Origin of the sequence: Pontibacillus chungwhensis (genome assembly GCF_030166655.1) — a bacterium.
Lineage (GTDB): Bacteria > Bacillota > Bacilli > Bacillales > BH030062 > Pontibacillus.
In genome coordinates, this window is record NZ_CP126446.1 from 379279 (window position 1) to 396391 (window position 17113).

At 41.1% G+C, this 17113-nt stretch carries 15 protein-coding genes; all 15 read left to right on the forward strand.

Going from position 1 to position 17113, the window contains the following annotated elements:
- Positions 1–11 precede the first annotated feature (11 nt).
- The 15 genes from QNI29_RS02070 (at position 12) to brxC (ending at position 17109) form a co-directional block, all read left to right on the forward strand.
- A complete protein-coding gene (locus tag QNI29_RS02070) occupies positions 12–653 on the forward strand; it encodes a class I SAM-dependent DNA methyltransferase (RefSeq protein WP_231419089.1) in 642 nt (213 codons plus the stop codon).
- Between the two features lie 28 nt (positions 654–681).
- On the forward strand, positions 682–1149 hold the full coding sequence (locus tag QNI29_RS02075) for an S-ribosylhomocysteine lyase (RefSeq protein ID WP_231419090.1): 468 nt from the start codon (positions 682–684) through the stop codon (positions 1147–1149).
- A 12-nt stretch (positions 1150–1161) separates the two neighbouring features.
- Positions 1162–2076, forward strand: a complete 915-nt coding sequence (locus tag QNI29_RS02080; protein ID WP_231419092.1) for a PLP-dependent cysteine synthase family protein — start codon at positions 1162–1164, stop codon at positions 2074–2076.
- Between the two features lie 4 nt (positions 2077–2080).
- On the forward strand, positions 2081–3220 hold the full coding sequence (locus tag QNI29_RS02085) for a bifunctional cystathionine gamma-lyase/homocysteine desulfhydrase (RefSeq protein WP_231419093.1): 1140 nt from the start codon (positions 2081–2083) through the stop codon (positions 3218–3220).
- A 519-nt stretch (positions 3221–3739) separates the two neighbouring features.
- Positions 3740–5284: a sodium/proline symporter PutP gene (gene putP / locus QNI29_RS02090; protein WP_231419095.1), complete on the forward strand. Its 1545-nt coding sequence runs from the start codon at positions 3740–3742 to the stop codon at positions 5282–5284.
- Positions 5285–5517: 233 nt separating this feature from the next.
- Complete coding sequence (gene gatC, locus QNI29_RS02095) at positions 5518–5808, forward strand: Asp-tRNA(Asn)/Glu-tRNA(Gln) amidotransferase subunit GatC (RefSeq protein WP_231419096.1); 291 nt, start codon at positions 5518–5520, stop codon at positions 5806–5808.
- 11 nt (positions 5809–5819) lie between these two features.
- Positions 5820–7295: an Asp-tRNA(Asn)/Glu-tRNA(Gln) amidotransferase subunit GatA gene (gene gatA, locus QNI29_RS02100; RefSeq protein ID WP_231419102.1), complete on the forward strand. Its 1476-nt coding sequence runs from the start codon at positions 5820–5822 to the stop codon at positions 7293–7295.
- Positions 7295–8725, forward strand: coding sequence for an Asp-tRNA(Asn)/Glu-tRNA(Gln) amidotransferase subunit GatB (gene gatB, locus QNI29_RS02105; protein ID WP_231419104.1), 1431 nt, complete (start codon positions 7295–7297; stop codon positions 8723–8725). The genes gatA and gatB overlap by 1 nt, the downstream gene beginning before the upstream one ends.
- Positions 8726–8878: 153 nt before the next feature.
- Positions 8879–9781, forward strand: a complete 903-nt coding sequence (locus tag QNI29_RS02110) for a diacylglycerol kinase (RefSeq protein WP_231419105.1) — start codon at positions 8879–8881, stop codon at positions 9779–9781.
- Between the two features lie 142 nt (positions 9782–9923).
- A complete protein-coding gene (rlmD, locus tag QNI29_RS02115) occupies positions 9924–11297 on the forward strand; it encodes a 23S rRNA (uracil(1939)-C(5))-methyltransferase RlmD (RefSeq protein ID WP_231419107.1) in 1374 nt (457 codons plus the stop codon).
- A gap of 71 nt (positions 11298–11368) precedes the next feature.
- Complete coding sequence (locus QNI29_RS02120) at positions 11369–11857, forward strand: YehS family protein (protein WP_231419109.1); 489 nt, start codon at positions 11369–11371, stop codon at positions 11855–11857.
- Positions 11858–12114: 257 nt separating this feature from the next.
- Positions 12115–12375: a TIGR04540 family protein gene (locus tag QNI29_RS02125; RefSeq protein WP_231419111.1), complete on the forward strand. Its 261-nt coding sequence runs from the start codon at positions 12115–12117 to the stop codon at positions 12373–12375.
- A 9-nt stretch (positions 12376–12384) separates the two neighbouring features.
- Positions 12385–12987: a DUF1819 family protein gene (locus tag QNI29_RS02130; protein WP_231419112.1), complete on the forward strand. Its 603-nt coding sequence runs from the start codon at positions 12385–12387 to the stop codon at positions 12985–12987.
- Entirely contained in the window at positions 12984–13532 is a 549-nt protein-coding gene (locus QNI29_RS02135) for a BREX protein BrxB domain-containing protein (protein WP_231419113.1), read from the forward strand. The genes QNI29_RS02130 and QNI29_RS02135 overlap by 4 nt, the downstream gene beginning before the upstream one ends.
- 10 nt (positions 13533–13542) lie before the next feature.
- Entirely contained in the window at positions 13543–17109 is a 3567-nt protein-coding gene (brxC, locus tag QNI29_RS02140; protein WP_231419114.1) for a BREX system P-loop protein BrxC, read from the forward strand.
- The last annotated feature ends 4 nt before the right edge of the window (positions 17110–17113 follow it).

Sequence of the window (17113 nt, forward strand, 5' to 3'; positions counted from 1 at the left end):
AGGTGAAGGGTATGGGAAGAGAGTTTATTGATTTGTTTGATGGTTGGGCTGCGTCTTATGATCAGACCGTGTCTGGGGAGGACGTTGAATATAAAGAAGTATTTGCAGATTACGATGGGATCCTGGACGCTGTCGTTGATCATACAAAGGGTCCAAATGTTATGGAATTTGGCGTCGGCACTGGCAATTTAACGAAGAAGTTGATTAACCGGGGGCATTCTGTAATTGGAATAGAGCCGTCTTCGGAGATGTTGAAGATTGCACAGATTAAAGTACCAGATGCAAAGGTGTATGACGGAGACTTTATTGAGTTCCCAAAACCTGAGGTTCAGGTCGACTCTATTGTTAGCAGTTACGCATTTCACCACCTCACAGATGAGGAAAAGGAAATGGCGATTAGTAAGTACAGCCATTTATTAAAGAAAGGGGCGCGGATTGTTTTCGCTGATACGGTTTTCGAAACGCAAGCTTCAAAAAGGAGAGCCATTGAAACAGCTATTGCATCGCACTATAACAATCTCGCTGATGATCTGTCCGCTGAGTATTATACGGACATTCCGACACTGCAAAGAATCTGTAAGAAATATGACTTTGAAGTACTGTTTGAGCAGAAGAATAAATATGTTTGGGTAATGGTAGCAGAGAAAAAATAAATTCAATAAAAAAGGGAGAGGTTTATCCATGCCAATGAACGTAGAAAGTTTTAACTTAGATCACACAAAAGTCAAAGCACCATATGTACGCTTAGTTGGAATTACAGAAGGACCAAAGGGAGATAAGGTATACAAATACGATCTTCGCGTTAAGCAACCGAACAAAGACCATATGAACATGCCTGCTCTCCATTCGTTAGAGCACATGCTGGCTGAGTTCAGTCGTAACCACCATGATCATATCTTAGATATTGGTCCAATGGGATGCCAGACTGGTTTCTATATTGCCGTATTAAATGACGGAAGTTACGAAAATGTTCTAACAGTTATTGAAAATGCATTAAAAGATATCCTAGAAGCTACTGAAGTGCCGGCTTGTAACGAAGTGCAGTGTGGATTTGCTGCTAGTCACAGCCTAGAAGGAGCGAAGCAGCTGGCTCAGGAACTGCTAGAAAAACGAGATGAATGGACAGAGGTTTTCGCTGAACAACAATAAGGAGCGAACAATATGCAGTACGTTACAAGCATTCAACAACTCATTGGTCACACCCCTCTTATGGAACTCCGAAATGTAGGAGTTCCTGAGGGTGTGCGCCTCTTTGCAAAGTTAGAGTATTTCAATCCAGGGGGGAGCATTAAAGATCGGCTCGGTCAGAAATTGCTCGATCATGCTCTAATGTCAGGTGAATTAAAGCCGGGAGGCACCATTATTGAACCTACAGCTGGTAATACAGGAATAGGATTAGCTCTCGCCGCTATAGGTCGAGGGTTTCGAGTGATGTTCGTTGTCCCGCAGAAATTTAGTATGGAAAAGCAGACTCTTATGAAGGCGTTAGGGGCAGAAATTATTAATACTCCAACGGAAGATGGCATGAAAGGCGCGATTGAAAAGGCGCAAGAACTGGCTCAAGAGTTAAATGCCTTTTGTCCGCAACAGTTTGATAATGAAGCAAATCCAGAAACCTATTATGAAACGCTGGGTCCTGAAATCTATGATTCTCTTGATGGCAAAGTAGATGTATTCGTAGCAGGTGGCGGTACTGGCGGAACATTTATGGGAACGGCACGTTTTTTGAAAGAGCAGAATCCTTCTATTAAAACCGCGATCGTGGAGCCAGAAGGTTCTATTCTAAACGGGGGAGAAGCGGGGTCCCATCGTACAGAAGGAATTGGAATGGAGTTTCTGCCAAGGTATATGGACACGGACTACTTTGACAGCATCCATACGATTTCTGATCTTGATGCTTTCCGCGCGGTGAAGGTGCTAGCGGAGAAAGAAGGATTGCTCGTGGCGAGTTCTTCTGGGGCGGCTTTTGTAGCGGCAATGAAAGAAGCGGAGCAAGCGAAGCCAGGCACGCATATTGTAACGGTATTTCCAGACAGCAGTGAACGTTATTTAAGCCAAGGAATTTATGAGGAGTGAGCATATGAGAAGGAAAACACAACTAATACATGGTGGTATTACAGGTGATGACCAAACAGGGGCCGTTTCTGTTCCGATCTATCAGGTAAGTACGTACAAACAAGACGGCGTCGGGAAACACAAAGGATACGAGTACTCGAGAACAGGAAATCCAACGCGACATGCACTAGAAGAGCTGATTAAAGACTTAGAAGGTGGGCATGCCGGATTTGCATTTGGGTCTGGAATGGCTGCTATTACGTCTATTCTTATGATGTATAAGAGTGGAGACCACCTTATCATAACGGATGATGTGTACGGAGGAACTTATCGCCTTCTTTCTGGTGTGCTTAGTCGTTTTAACCTTGATGTGACATTTGTAGATACTTCTGATGTTGATCAGATTGAAGAGGCCATTCGTCCAAATACGAAGGCGGTGTATGTAGAAACGCCAACGAACCCTTTGCTTAAGATTACAGATCTTGAAGCAGTATCTCGTCTCACGAAAGAAAAAGGGTTTACTTTTATCGTTGATAATACATTCAGTACTCCTTATTGGCAGAACCCAATTGAGAAGGGTGCGGACATTGTGCTTCATAGCGCAACAAAGTATCTGGGTGGCCATAGTGATGTGGTAGCAGGCCTTGTTGTCGTGAACTCCGAACAGCTAGCAGAGGAATTGCATTACGTACAGAACTCAGCAGGCGCGGTATTAGGACCGCAAGATTCCTGGTTACTAATGAGAGGAATTAAAACGTTAGGCATTCGTATGGAAGAAATCGAATCGAATACCCACGCGTTTGTATCGTTCCTTCAAGAACACCCGGAAGTGACAACGATCTATTACCCTGGTTTAAAAGACCATACTGGGCACGACATCCATGCCCTCCAGGCTAGAGGAGCAGGCGGCATGATTTCCTTTGATGTCGGAAGTGATGAGAATGCGGAGAAGCTGTTACAGAACTTAAAGTACTTTACACTAGCAGAAAGTTTAGGCGCTGTAGAGAGCTTGATCTCTGTTCCGGCAAAAATGACTCACGCTTCTATTCCGAGTGAGCGCAGGGCTGAATTAGGAATTACGGACGGACTTGTTCGGGTATCTATTGGACTTGAAGATATAGAAGATTTAAAAGAGGATTTTGTGCAGGCATTGAAAGGTGAATAACTAGAATAAGAAGCTCAGAGATTGATCTGGGCTTCTTTTATAATTTAAAAAAAGATGTTTTATTTCTCATGAGAAAGGGTAATTAAAATAGCTGTAAGAAATACAAATGTCGCTATTAGGATTTTTTTCTAAAAAAAGATAAAAATGACAAAAGTTCTAGATTTAATTTTATAAATTATGATGAATACATATAGGCAATTCTATTTATATTATTACATATGCAACAAAATGATGTATAATAATACAAAATAATACGAAGAACTTATTAATCACAATGTTCTGATAATTTCTTTATGTTATAGTACTTGTTGTATATCAATTGCGAATTCTTTATGCTTACCATACATTACTTGTCAGAATTATAAGAAAAATGTATGGTATTGTATATAAAATGCATTGAAAAGGAGGGGGCGTCGAATGTTAACAACTGCAACATGGATGTGGCTCTTTATTCCCATGCCGTTATTAATTATCCTATCAACCATTACTTTATTTACTGGAAGGAGAGAATAGAACTTAATGAATATAGCTACGTTAATTACGTTTATCGTTTATTTATTAGGAATGCTTTTAATTGGTGTTATTGCATCAAGAATGACAAATGACCTATCCGATTATGTGTTAGGTGGTCGACGCTTAGGACCAGGTGTTGCTGCGTTAAGTGCAGGGGCTTCTGATATGAGTGGTTGGCTATTGCTTGGTTTACCAGGTGCTGTTTATGCTTCAGGTCTATCTGCTGCATGGATTGGGATTGGACTAGCCATTGGTGCTTATTTAAACTGGCAGTTTGTTGCACGTCGCCTTCGTGTCTACACAGAAGTTGCGAACGATTCCATTACAGTACCGGACTTCTTAGAAAATCGCTTCCATGATACATCACATATTTTACGTGTGATCTCCGCACTTGTAATCTTATTCTTCTTCACCTTCTACACATCCTCAGGTATGGTAGGTGGAGCTAAATTATTTGCTGCATCCTTTGACATGGGGTATAACCAAGCCCTTTGGATTGGTGCGATTGTTATTATCTCGTATACCTTCTTAGGTGGTTTCCTTGCGGTAAGTTGGACAGACTTCTTCCAGGGAATTCTGATGTTTGTTGCTTTACTTGCTGTACCAATCGTTGCAATCAGCGAACTTGGTGGATGGAATGAAGTTGTAACCATGGTAAGTGAGATTGATGCAACGCGTCTTGATATGGTTAAAGGTGTTGGAGTCTTAAGTGTTATCTCATCCCTTGCCTGGGGACTTGGTTACTTCGGACAGCCGCACATCTTAACTCGTTTTATGGCGTTACGTTCTCCTAAAGACGTGCCAAAAGCTCGTTTCATCGGTATGACTTGGATGATTCTTGGTCTTTACGGCGCAATCTTCACAGGTCTTGTAGGTATCGCTTATGTAGCCAATGGCGGTACAGCAGGAGAGCTTGCTGACTTAGGTGTTAAAATCGTTCAACAAGATGGATTAAGCATGATCCCGGACTCAACTGAAGCTGAGAAGATCTTCATTGCGTTCTCACAGATCTTGTTCCACCCTATTATTGCAGGTATCTTACTAGCAGCGATCTTGTCTGCGATTATGAGTACCATTGACTCTCAGCTGCTTGTGTCTTCATCAGCAGTAGCAGAGGACTTCTACAAAGCAATCTTACGCAAGAACGCTTCTGAGCGTGAACTTGTATGGGTTGGTCGTATTTCAGTAGCCGTGATCGCCCTATTAGCGATTGCTCTAGCATACGGTGCACAAAGCTCTGTACTTGAGCTTGTAAGTTACGCTTGGGCAGGATTTGGTGCCGCATTTGGTCCAATCATTCTCCTAAGCCTGTTCTGGAAAGGTCTTTCTCGTAACGGTGCGGTAGCTGGTATCCTTGTAGGTGCTGCTACAGTCGTTGTTTGGGGAGATTGGTTAAACCCTGTTGAAGGTAAAGACTGGACAAATATCTTCGGTCTTTACGAAATTGTACCAGGATTTATCCTTTGTACAGTTGTTGCTATTATCTTTAGCGCAGCAGGTGGCGGACCATCTAAAGAAATTCAAGCTGAATTTGATAAAGCAAATAGCTAATTGTTTGATGAGAGCCTCTTCTTTTAAGAAGGGGCTCTTTTTATAGCTCTTTCCGTTATAGTATAGGGATAAACATTTTGTCGCCAGATAGTGTGGGGTCTACGTCGGACTTCCTCATTCTCACCCCGCCTGCGCTTTTCTGGTTGCTTTTCTTAGCAGGAAGATTGATTATATCCCTTAGTTTTTGGTATTATCATTATTATGTGATGTTCGATACGAATGGAGGTTAAAGGATGTCTAGAATTAGTAAAGAGCAAGTGAAACACGTGGCTCATTTAGCGCGTTTACACGTTTCTGAAGAGGAAGCGGAGCGTTTCACGAAACAGTTGGATGATATTATTTCGTTTGCGGAGCAATTAAACGAGTTGGATACAGAAGGGGTCGAGCCTACGACACACGTTCAGGACCTTAAGAATGTAATGCGTAAGGACGAGCCGAAGAAGTGGATTACACAAGAAGAAGCGCTTAAGAATGCGCCAGAAACGCAAGATGGTCAAATCCGTGTACCATCTATTTTGGAATAGGAGGGTGACGAATGTCTCTTTTTGATTATAAATTATCAGATCTTCAAGAAATGCTACATAAGAAAGAGATCAGCGTAAATGATCTTCTGGATGAAGCATATAATCGCATCAGCGAAGTAGACGGAGACGTGAAAGCCTTCATTACGTTAAATGAAGAAACTGCTCGTGCTCGTGCGAAAGAATTAGATGAATTAAGAGGTACGCCAGAAGGACGCGGCCTATTATTCGGTATGCCAATTGGTGTAAAGGATAACATCGTAACGAAAGGGCTTCGTACTACAGCTGCCAGCCAAATTTTAGATAACCTAACAGATCCATTATATGACGCAACCGTTGTGCAAAAGCTTGATGCCGCTGAAGCGATTAACGTTGGTAAGTTAAACATGGACGAGTTCGCAATGGGTTCTTCCAATGAAAACTCAAGCTACTATGCAACCCGTAACCCTTGGAATACAGACTATGTACCAGGTGGTTCTAGTGGTGGTTCTGCAGCAGCGGTCGCAGCAGGTGAAGTGCCGTTCTCATTAGGCTCTGACACAGGTGGTTCCATCCGCCAACCAGCAGCGTATTGTGGTGTTGTAGGTCTTAAACCGACGTATGGCCGTGTGTCTCGTTTCGGTCTAATTGCTTTCGCATCTTCTCTAGATCAAATTGGTCCATTAACTCGTACGGTTGAGGATAATGCGTACATTCTAGAGACGATTGCAGGCCTTGATCAGATGGACTCTACTTCTGCAGACATTGAAGTACCAAAATACACAGAAGCTCTTACAGGTGATGTAAAAGGCCTTAAGATCGGTGTACCGAAAGAATACCTTGCTGAAGGTGTTTCTGAGGAAGTAAAAGAGGCCGTTCAAAAAGCTCTAAAAGTATACGAAGATATGGGCGCGACGTGGGAGGAAGTTACACTACCTCACTCTAAATATGCTCTTTCTACGTATTATCTACTAGCTTCATCTGAAGCATCTGCTAACCTTGCACGCTTCGATGGTGTTCGTTATGGTCGTCGTTCTCCAAATGCTGAGAATATGCTTGATATGTTCAAACTATCCCGTAGTGAAGGCTTTGGTGACGAAGTGAAGCGTCGTATTATGCTTGGTACATTTGCGCTAAGCTCTGGTTACTACGATGCATATTATAAGAAAGCACAACAAGCTCGTACGCTCATCAAGAAAGACTTTGACGATGTACTAGCGGATTACGATGTCATCATTGGACCAACAACGCCAACACCAGCCTTTAAAGTAGGCGAGAAGACAGAAGATCCACTAACGATGTATGCGAACGATATCCTAACGATCCCTGTAAACCTTGCAGGTGTTCCAGGAATCTCTGTACCATGTGGGTTCTCTAAAGATGGACTTCCAATTGGTCTTCAGATTATTGGTAAGCACTTCGATGAAGCAACGGTTTACCGTGCAGCACATGCTTACGAACAGGCGACTGATTTCCATACACAAAAGCCAAGCCTGGGAGGTGCGAAGTAATGAACTTTGAAACAGTTATTGGTATTGAAGTACACGTTGAGCTAAAGACAGCTTCTAAAATCTTTAGCCCGAGCCCGAACATGTTCGGTGACCAGCCGAATACAAACGTGAACCCAATCGACTTAGGGTACCCAGGTGTTCTGCCTGTCCTAAACGAAGAGGTTGTCAATTACGCAATGAAAGCTGCGATGGCATTAAATTGCGACATCGCTACTCATACAAAGTTTGACCGGAAGAACTACTTCTACCCGGACAACCCGAAAGCGTATCAAATCTCTCAATTTGATCAGCCGATCGGTGAGAATGGGTATATCGACATCGAAGTAGACGGCAAGACAAAGCGTATCGGAATTACGCGTCTTCATATCGAAGAAGATGCTGGTAAATTAACGCACAGTGACGACGGCTATTCCCTAGTCGACTACAACCGTCAGGGTACACCGCTTGTTGAGATCGTTTCTGAGCCAGACATCGCTTCTCCTGAAGAAGCTTATAAATACCTTGAGAAACTGAAGAACATCATTCAATACACTGGCGTATCTGATTGTAAGATGGAAGAAGGTTCTCTTCGTGCCGATGCGAACATTTCGATCCGTCCAATTGGTCAGGAAGAATTCGGTACGAAAACTGAGCTTAAGAACTTAAACTCCTTCTCCTTTGTTCAAAAAGGACTAGAGTTTGAAGAAAAGCGTCAGCAGAAAGTACTTGAATCAGGTGGCGAGATCCTTCAAGAAACGCGCCGTTTCGATGAAGCGACGAAAGAAACGATCCTGATGCGTGTCAAAGAAGGTTCGGATGACTACCGTTACTTCCCAGAGCCAGACCTTGTACCTCTTTACGTGAGCGAAGACTGGAAAGAGCGCGTCCGTGCTGAGATTCCAGAGCTTCCAGATGCTCGTAAAGCTCGTTACATTAATGAACTTGGCTTACCTGAGTACGACGCAATGGTTCTTACAAACAATAAAGAGCTATCTGACTTCTTCCAAGAAACAATTGATGCTGGGGCAGATGTGAAACAAGCATCAAACTGGATGATGGGTGAAGTATCAGCTTACTTGAACAAGCAACAGAAAGAACTATCAGACGTTGCGTTAACACCTGCTAATCTTGCTAAGGTCATTAAGCTAATTGAAGATGGCACCATTTCTTCTAAGATCGCGAAGAAAGTATTCGCTGAAACTGTAGAAAATGGAACAGAGCCAGGACAATACGTGAAAGACCAAGGCATGGGTCAGATTTCTGACGAAGGACAGCTACGTGAGATCATCACAGGCATACTTGATCAGAATCAGCAATCAATTGAAGACTATAAGAACGGAAAAGACCGTGCGCTAGGCTTCCTTGTTGGTCAAACGATGAAAGCGACTAAAGGACAAGCGAATCCACCAATGGTGAACAAGATTATCGTTGAAGAAATGGATAAGCGCTAAAAAAGATAAACATCGCATGAAAGCACGCTGCTACAGCGTGCTTTTGTGTGGGTTGTAAAAAGGAAAATAAGCCTAATAGGAAAAACTTTTCAAATGAATGAAAAAGGTTTATGATGATGTAAGGAAAAACAGGCTTGGATGGGGGAAGGACCTATGAAACGTGCTCGAATTATATACAATCCCACGTCAGGCAGGGAAGCTGTAAGAAAAGAGCTCCCTGATATCATGCAACGCTTTGAGCAAGCAGGTTATGAAACGTCGACACACGCAACGACGTGCGCTGGAGATGCAACCAATGCAGCCAAAATCGCCGTAGAGCGTAAGTTTGATGTGGTGGTTGCAGCAGGTGGAGATGGGACGATTAATGAAGTCATTAATGGTCTCGCTGAACATGAACACCGCCCGAAAGTCGGGATTATTCCAGTCGGAACGACGAACGACTTTGCGCGAGCGCTTTGTGTTCCGCGTAATGTAAAAAAAGCAGTTGATGTGATTCTGGATGGATTCTCAAAAGAGCTGGATATTGGCCGGGTGAACGACCAGTACTTTATGAATATCGCAGGTGGCGGTAAACTAACGGAACTGACGTATGAGGTTCCAAGTAAATTAAAAACGATGCTGGGGCAACTCGCTTATTATCTGAAGGGCGTTGAAATGATCCCTTCCATTCGTCCAACGTCTGTTGAGATCGAATATGATGGGAAGTACTTCGAAGGCGAAGTGATGGTATTTCTCGTGTCGAACACGAATTCAGTTGGTGGATTAGAGAAGCTAGCACCAGATGCGGAGATGGATGATGGCATGTTTGATTTGCTGATCATTAAGCGCGTCAATCTGGCTGAACTGATTCGTCTCGCTTCACTTGCGATGAAAGGGAATCACATCAGTGACCCGAACGTGATCTATACAAAAGCAAACCGCATTAAAGTTCATACGAACGAGAAGATGCAGTTAAATATTGACGGGGAATATGGCGGATTATTGCCCGGGGAATTTGTCAATTTATATCGCCACTTGGAATTCTTTCTCCCAAGAGATCGATGGGACGAGGAATAAGGAAAAGGAACGGCTCGGATTTTGTCACAATGGCAAGATTCAGAGTCGTTTGTTATTCTGTTTGATTCCTTTCGGAAATGGTAAAACTAATGAACATTAAGCTGATTCCATTCAGCAATCTGAACGGCAAAGGAAGATGTGAATGTCTAAGCCAGCACCACCGGTACAGAAGAATGACACCATCGAAGTGACATTCGAGGACTTAACGCACGAAGGAAATGGCGTCGGCAAGATCGACGGCTACCCGCTCTTCGTCCCTTATGCTCTACCAGGTGAAACAGGAAAAGTAAAAGTGATTAAAGTAAAGAAGAACTTCGGATTCGGTAAACTACTAGACGTAACAGAAGCAAGCCAGGACCGCGTCGACCCGCCTTGTCCCGTTTATGTGCAGTGCGGAGGCTGTCAGCTTCAGCATATGAGCTACCAGCTGCAGCTTGATATGAAACAAAAGCAAGTCAAAGACGCCATGCATAAGATCGCGCACTTAAGCGACGTCCCCGTCCACCCAACGATCGGGATGGAAGATCCGTGGTACTACCGCAACAAAGTGCAGATCCCTGTCGGACAAGACGGCGAGCGCCTGAAAGCCGGTTTCTACCGTAAACGTAGCCACGAAATCATTGAAATGGATACATGCATGATTCAAGACGAGCACAATAACCGGATGGTCGAAGCTGTCCGCCGCATTGCGGAGAAGTACGGCGTTGAAGCGTATAATGAAGAAAAGCACCGCGGCGTCCTGCGTCACATTATGGTCCGCACCGGCCAGACAACAGGTGATGTGATGGTTGTGATGGTGACTCGTACGAAGCAGTTGCCATACGCTGAACAAATTGTCGAAGAGATCCGTGAGACGTATCCGAATGTGAAATCAATTGTCCACAACGTCAACTCGAAGAAAACAAACGTCATTTTAGGCGACAAAACGACTGTCTTATACGGAGACGACTACATCGTCGATCGTATTGGCGATATCGAGTTCAAGATTTCACCAAAATCGTTCTACCAGGTCAACCCGGTTCAGACGAAGAAATTATATGACCAGGCTCTAGCCTATGCGGACCTAAAAGGCCATGAAACGGTCATCGACGCCTACAGTGGTATCGGTACGATTTCCCTCTTCCTAGCTCAACAAGCGAAGAAGGTATACGGAGTAGAAATCGTTGCCCCAGCTGTGACGGACGCGAAGAAAAACGCAAAACTGAACGGGATGAACAATGCTGAGTTCTTCGTAGGTGAAGCCGAGAAAGTATTCCCGTGGTGGAAGAGCCAGGGCCTTGATCCTGATGTGATCGTGGTCGATCCACCGCGTAAAGGCTGCGATGAAGAGCTATTGAAGGCGATGATTGAGATGCAGCCAGAGAAAATCGTTTATGTATCTTGCAGCCCATCAACACTAGCCCGCGACCTTCGCATTCTAGAAGACGGTGGATTTGAGACCCAGGAAGTACAGCCAGTGGACATGTTCCCACAGACCGGTCATATTGAGAATGTAGCTTGGTTGAAAAGAAAATAATACAAAAGACAAGAGTCCCGAGAGTTTGTCCATTCTCGGGATTTGTTTTATAAATGAAGGTGGTCTTTACAATGATAAACAATGATCGATTAATCCGATTGCGATATGCGCTCGACTTAAAGAATGACGAAATGGTCGAGATCTTTAAACTCGGTGACATGTCGGTAACAAAAGAAGAAGTAGGTGAAATGCTTACTAAACCAAATGATAGTGACCTGGAGGAAGCGGAAGAGACGGTCGATGATGAAACGGTAGAGCGCTTCTTAAATGGATTGATTATTTATAAAAGAGGCAAGCAAGAACCGAAACCAGGCCAACCGGAGCGCCCAGCGCTTTCAGGGGATGAGTGGATCAACAATGTTATGTTAAAGAAGTTGAAGATTGCTCTTAAGCTGACGAGTGAAGATATGCTTGATATCTTTGATAAAGCAGGAGTTCCTGTGACAAAGGGGCAGCTGAGTGCTTTATTAAGAAAGAAGGGGCATAAGCATTATAAGGATTGTGGGGATAAGTTTGCGCGGAGCTTTTTGAAGGGACTTACGGTTAGGTATAGGGGATAAATGAAATGATTTAGATTAACTTATTATTATCCCTCTATGCTCTGAATTGTAACGCTGTAGCTATACTTTCCCAATACTTGAGATTTCCTTCGTTCTTTATCGGTGGATAGTTAAGAGGGGAGGAAGTTTTGGATAAAAAAAGAGAAAACAGTATATTAGTAATGAACAAATTATTTTTACATCTATTGTAATACGATAGGGCTATATATAAAATAAGAACTAAGTATAAAAAAAGTAAGACGAATGAGGTGGATTGAGTGGGGATTAAACTCTTCCATAAAACACAAAGAGACTTAGCTTCATCAATAAATCATGTGATCGATCGATATTGGGATAACGAGATTGAAGAAGACCAAATGATGGGGCTAGTAAAGACTCTTTATAACAACAATGATACTAAGTTTTTAAAGAATGGGGACTTTACAACAGTCTTAAAGCAACAATGCGGTAAACGAAGATTAGAAGTCGTAAACAAAATTCTCTCCAACCGTGATAAATGTGATGGAAAGAGAATGTAGGTGAAAAATATGCAATATTCGGCCGGTTTTACGAAAGAAAAATGGTCAGAACATGAGATGTATATCGTTATTGAACTCATGAAGCAAAATAAAACAAAGATTGAAATATTAGATGAAGTAACTGAGAAGAATCTATTCCAGTTGCGAAGCCCAGTCAGTATAAAGAATAGATTTAACATGGTTTATAGACGAGCAGCAGTCTTAGGTGATGAATTACAGCAACATTTTCTAAATGCAGTAGATTACGACCGGAGAGCTTTGACATTGTATTCTTTTTTACAGGTATATCGCGTCCCTTTAGAGTTTTATTGGGAAAGAATCGTCTATAAATATGAACTTCAAGAGTCGTTGTATGCTAATGACTTTCATTATTTCTTTGAAGAAAAGGCTAACAGAGACGAAAAAGTTCGTAACTGGAGAGCTGAAACGGTTAAGCGTCTTATTAGGTCATTAAACTTGTTCTTTAAAGAAGCCAACATGATTGAAAAAGTGGATCAAACAAAATATTCAATACATCCGATACATATGACTCAATCCTTAAGAACGTATTCTGAGAAGAATGAACCTTTATTATACTCTTTTACAGTCCTAGAGAAGGTGAATAAATCATGAAATCGACTTATGAACGTTTAGAGCAGATGGAAAAAAGGGTCAACCAGGAAGGTTTTACCAATCCTAAAGGCATTGGAAGTGATATTCCTCATTTTGTGCTGGATTACCCCCCGCAAGATGAGTTGCAAGTACGTGTCTATTTAAAAAACATGTTGAAACGTACCAAAGTGAATATTAAAGAAGTGAACTTATTTGAATTTTTACTCTCCTTTTTTGAAGAGGATGAAATGGAAGAATTGTATGAAGTGGCTGAAGAGGAAGGTCTAGCTGGGTTAAATGATGTAATCGAGCCAATTCTTAACGAGGGTAATACAATGATTCAGCAATTCAAAGATATGACAGAAAAAGCAGAGTTGATTTTCATTACTGGCGTTGGTACAGCACATCCTTTTCTTCGATCGAGCCAATTATTAAAAGCTATTTCAAGTAAAGGGTACAAAAAGCCTATCGTACTTTTTTATCCAGGGGAATTTACAGGATTAAGGTTGAAGTTATTCAGTATTCTGGATTATGAAGATGACTATCAACTATCTCGAATTTCATGAGGAGGGGAAAATGATGCAGATTAAAGATATATTTGAAAAAGATATATTTCGTCCAATTAATAACGTCGTTCAGGCTGAACAAGTAGAAGAGGATGTAGTGGAAACGGAATTGGATGAATACGTCCTGACCGAAGAAAGTGAGCATTATCTTGAGAGATTTTATAAGAATTATTTAGCTGTCTATAATCAACCATCAACAAAAGTGGGGGTATGGATTTCAGGTTTCTTTGGATCTGGTAAATCACATTTCTTAAAGATACTATCTTACTTATTACATAATCAGACAATTGCAGGTAAAACACCTGCTGATTATTTTGAAAATAAGACCGAAAACCAGAATCTTTTAAACATGATGCAGCAAGTATCTGAGAAAAAGTCGGATGCATTATTATTTAATATTGATTCACGTTCTACATCTTCTTCTAAGGATTCAGAAAAAGAGCGTATTATTGAAGTGTTTTTGAGAGTGTTTAATAATCATTTAGGATATTCAGATACCTTATGGGTTGCTGAGATGGAACGCCAACTAGATAGTGATGGGAAATACGAAGAATTCAAACAAACAATCTATGATCAAAACGATAAGTCTTGGGAAGAACTCCGTTTGAAGATTTTATTACGTAAAAGAAAAGTTATAAAAGCTCTTGAAACAGTAGGTTATGACCAAGATACGGCGGAAACATTCTTTGATATGAATAGAGAATGGTTTGCTATTGATGCTCAACGAGTTGCTGAGCTCGTTGCAGATTATTGTAAGAGTCAGGGGCCAGATTATCGTATTGTTTTCCTTGCGGATGAAATCGGGCAGTATATCGGAAACAACACAAGCTTAATGCTTAATCTACAAACAATTACAGAAAAACTAGGTGATTTATGCCAAGGGCAGGCATGGGTAATTGTGACATCACAGGAAAAACTAGAATCCACGGTTTCTGATCTCGATAGTACGAAAGACTTTTCTAAAATCCAAGGACGCTTTGAGACAAAAATTAACTTGTCCAGTGCGAATACAGATGAAGTAATCAAAAAGCGTCTTCTGGAGAAAGAACCAGTTGGTGCAGATACACTAAAGACTATTCATGACCAAGAAGGAAAACTGATTCATAATCGTCTGGCTTTTGATACAAATAATACTCAATTGCGTTCCGGGTACCGGAATATCGAAGAATTCGTTTCCTTTTATCCATTTGTTCCTTATCAAATTGAGTTACTCCAGCTAGTCTTCACCAAAATCCGTAACCTGGGTGAAGGTGGACAGCACACCTCCCGCGGTGAACGTTCCTTACTTAAAGCTTTCCAGGAAGCGGCTCAGTTAAATGCTGAAGAAAATGTAGATAATATGGTTACCATGGCAGAATTTTATCCTTCTATTCGTGATTATTTGGAATCATCGATCACGGGTACAATTGCAAGAGCGCATGACCGTGCCCGAAACCACGAAGGGTTAGAAGAATACGACGTAAAAGTGTTGGAAGTTCTCTACCTAATCAAAGGGATCGATGAAATTAAATCTACACCAAGCAATATTGCCACACTTATGATAGAAACGGTGTACGATGAACGCCAACCATTAGAATACAAAATAAAGGAATCACTAAATCGACTACAAAATGTCATGTTCATTGAGCAGCATGCAGATGGTTCATACTCATTCTTGTCAGACGAAGAACAAGAAATTAATCGTGAAATACGCGTTGAAGACTATAATGGTTCTGCTGTAAAAGAACGATTAGGTAATCTCTTTTTTAATGTCATGTATCGTCAACCGAAGTATGAATACAAGTATAACAAACATACTAAGCATTTTGATTTTAATAAGCGGTTTGACAACTATTTAAAAGGACAGATGAATCACGAATTGACCATGCAAGTATTTTCTGAGGGAATGACCGATTCAGAAGCGGCTTTACAGGCAAACTCTGGACATTTAATTATTCTTTTAGACAAAGACCTCGTTGCGGAAGCAGAGGGATCTCTTGCATACATTCAACAAGTCGATAGCTATGTACGCCGTAAGCAGTCAAGTACAACTTCTCAGCAACAAAGGCGTATTTATGAATCTAAGCTTGCTGAAGTGGATGAATTCGCACAAAAAGCTGAAGAATTGTTAGGTAAAGCATGTGAAAATGCTGGATTTTATATTCAGGGACAACGTCGTGATCTCAGTGGGAAATTCGAAAGTAAAGTAAATCAAGCTATGGATATGTTGATCCGTAACACATTTACAAAGTTCCATTATATAGAAGAGCCCATTTCTTTTAAAAACAGCAAGAAAGAATGGGAGAAAGTAGCTGAAGATTTAGGCCAGCAACGTTTATTCAGCGATTTAAATAAGAATGCTATGGATGAGATAAAACATTTTGTTGAAGAACTTGAACGATCCCATGACCAAAGGACCCTAAAGCAGGTTGTGCAAAAATATAAAACAATTCCTTATGGCTGGGAAGAACAGGATACCATTGGTGTTTTGATGGGGTTAATTAATGCTGGGAAAGTACGATTCACTTATGCTGGAGAACCTTTTACACCGAACTCTAATCAGTTCTATGACCGACTAGAGAAAGTATCTGAACGTGATCGAATTGTGGTTATGCCGATTGTAGAAATGGATAAGCAAGTGAAACAAGAATTAATTGCATTGGTTCGTGATTTCTTCTCAATTACTCAATCATATGACACGTATGATACTTATAACGAAATAATAAGAGAGAAAGTTGAAGAAGAATTTGTTCAACCTATTGAAAAGGTTCGGGAAAGAAGACACCAGCAAAGTGCTTTTAGTGAATACCCGTATCCTGGCGAAAGTGATATAAGAACAGTCGTTAATGGAACACAAAAGTTATTAGCTAACCGAGATCCAGAGCAATTTTGTCGCACGTTTATACAGTACGAAGATGATATTGAAGAGTGGTATGACATTTTAGAGAAGCTTCAAGGTTTTTATGAAGGGAATCCTATCGTCAAGTTTGATGAAGCAGTTAAAACTTTAATGGAACATGATCAGGAAATAGAAGTCATTCATAATGATAAGCTTGATGAAATCGTACAACAGATGAAACAAATTTTGTTACAAGAAGAACCAACTAAAGATATCATTCAATTACCAAAGTTAAAGGCTAATTTGAAGAACCTTATTAAAGAAGAAACGAATAAACAAAAGCGGGCAGTTCTTGTACAATCTGATAAATCTCTGAATGAACTAGCAGTCTTACATGAGCAATACTCCGAATATGAACCTATTACGGAATACCTTCGATCAAGAACTAACCAAGCTAGTTATCTTTATGAAAAAATAAAAGAAAGCGAACGTATTTCTAGTGCGCGTATTAATCAACAACAGTTAAGCGAGCTCATTGATTCAATAAAAGTCAAAGTACGGCAGATGATTAAAGAATTAAGAGAGGAATCAGACACTGTTAAGAGAGAACCAAAGGTTATTACCGAGCAGGAATTATACAATTCTTTCTTTAGCCAAGTTGATACTATTAATTCTGAAGAAGATTTGGAAAGGGCAATTGAATCATTGAAAAGGAATTTAATAAAAGAATTACAAACACACTATTTTATTAAATCATAAAATA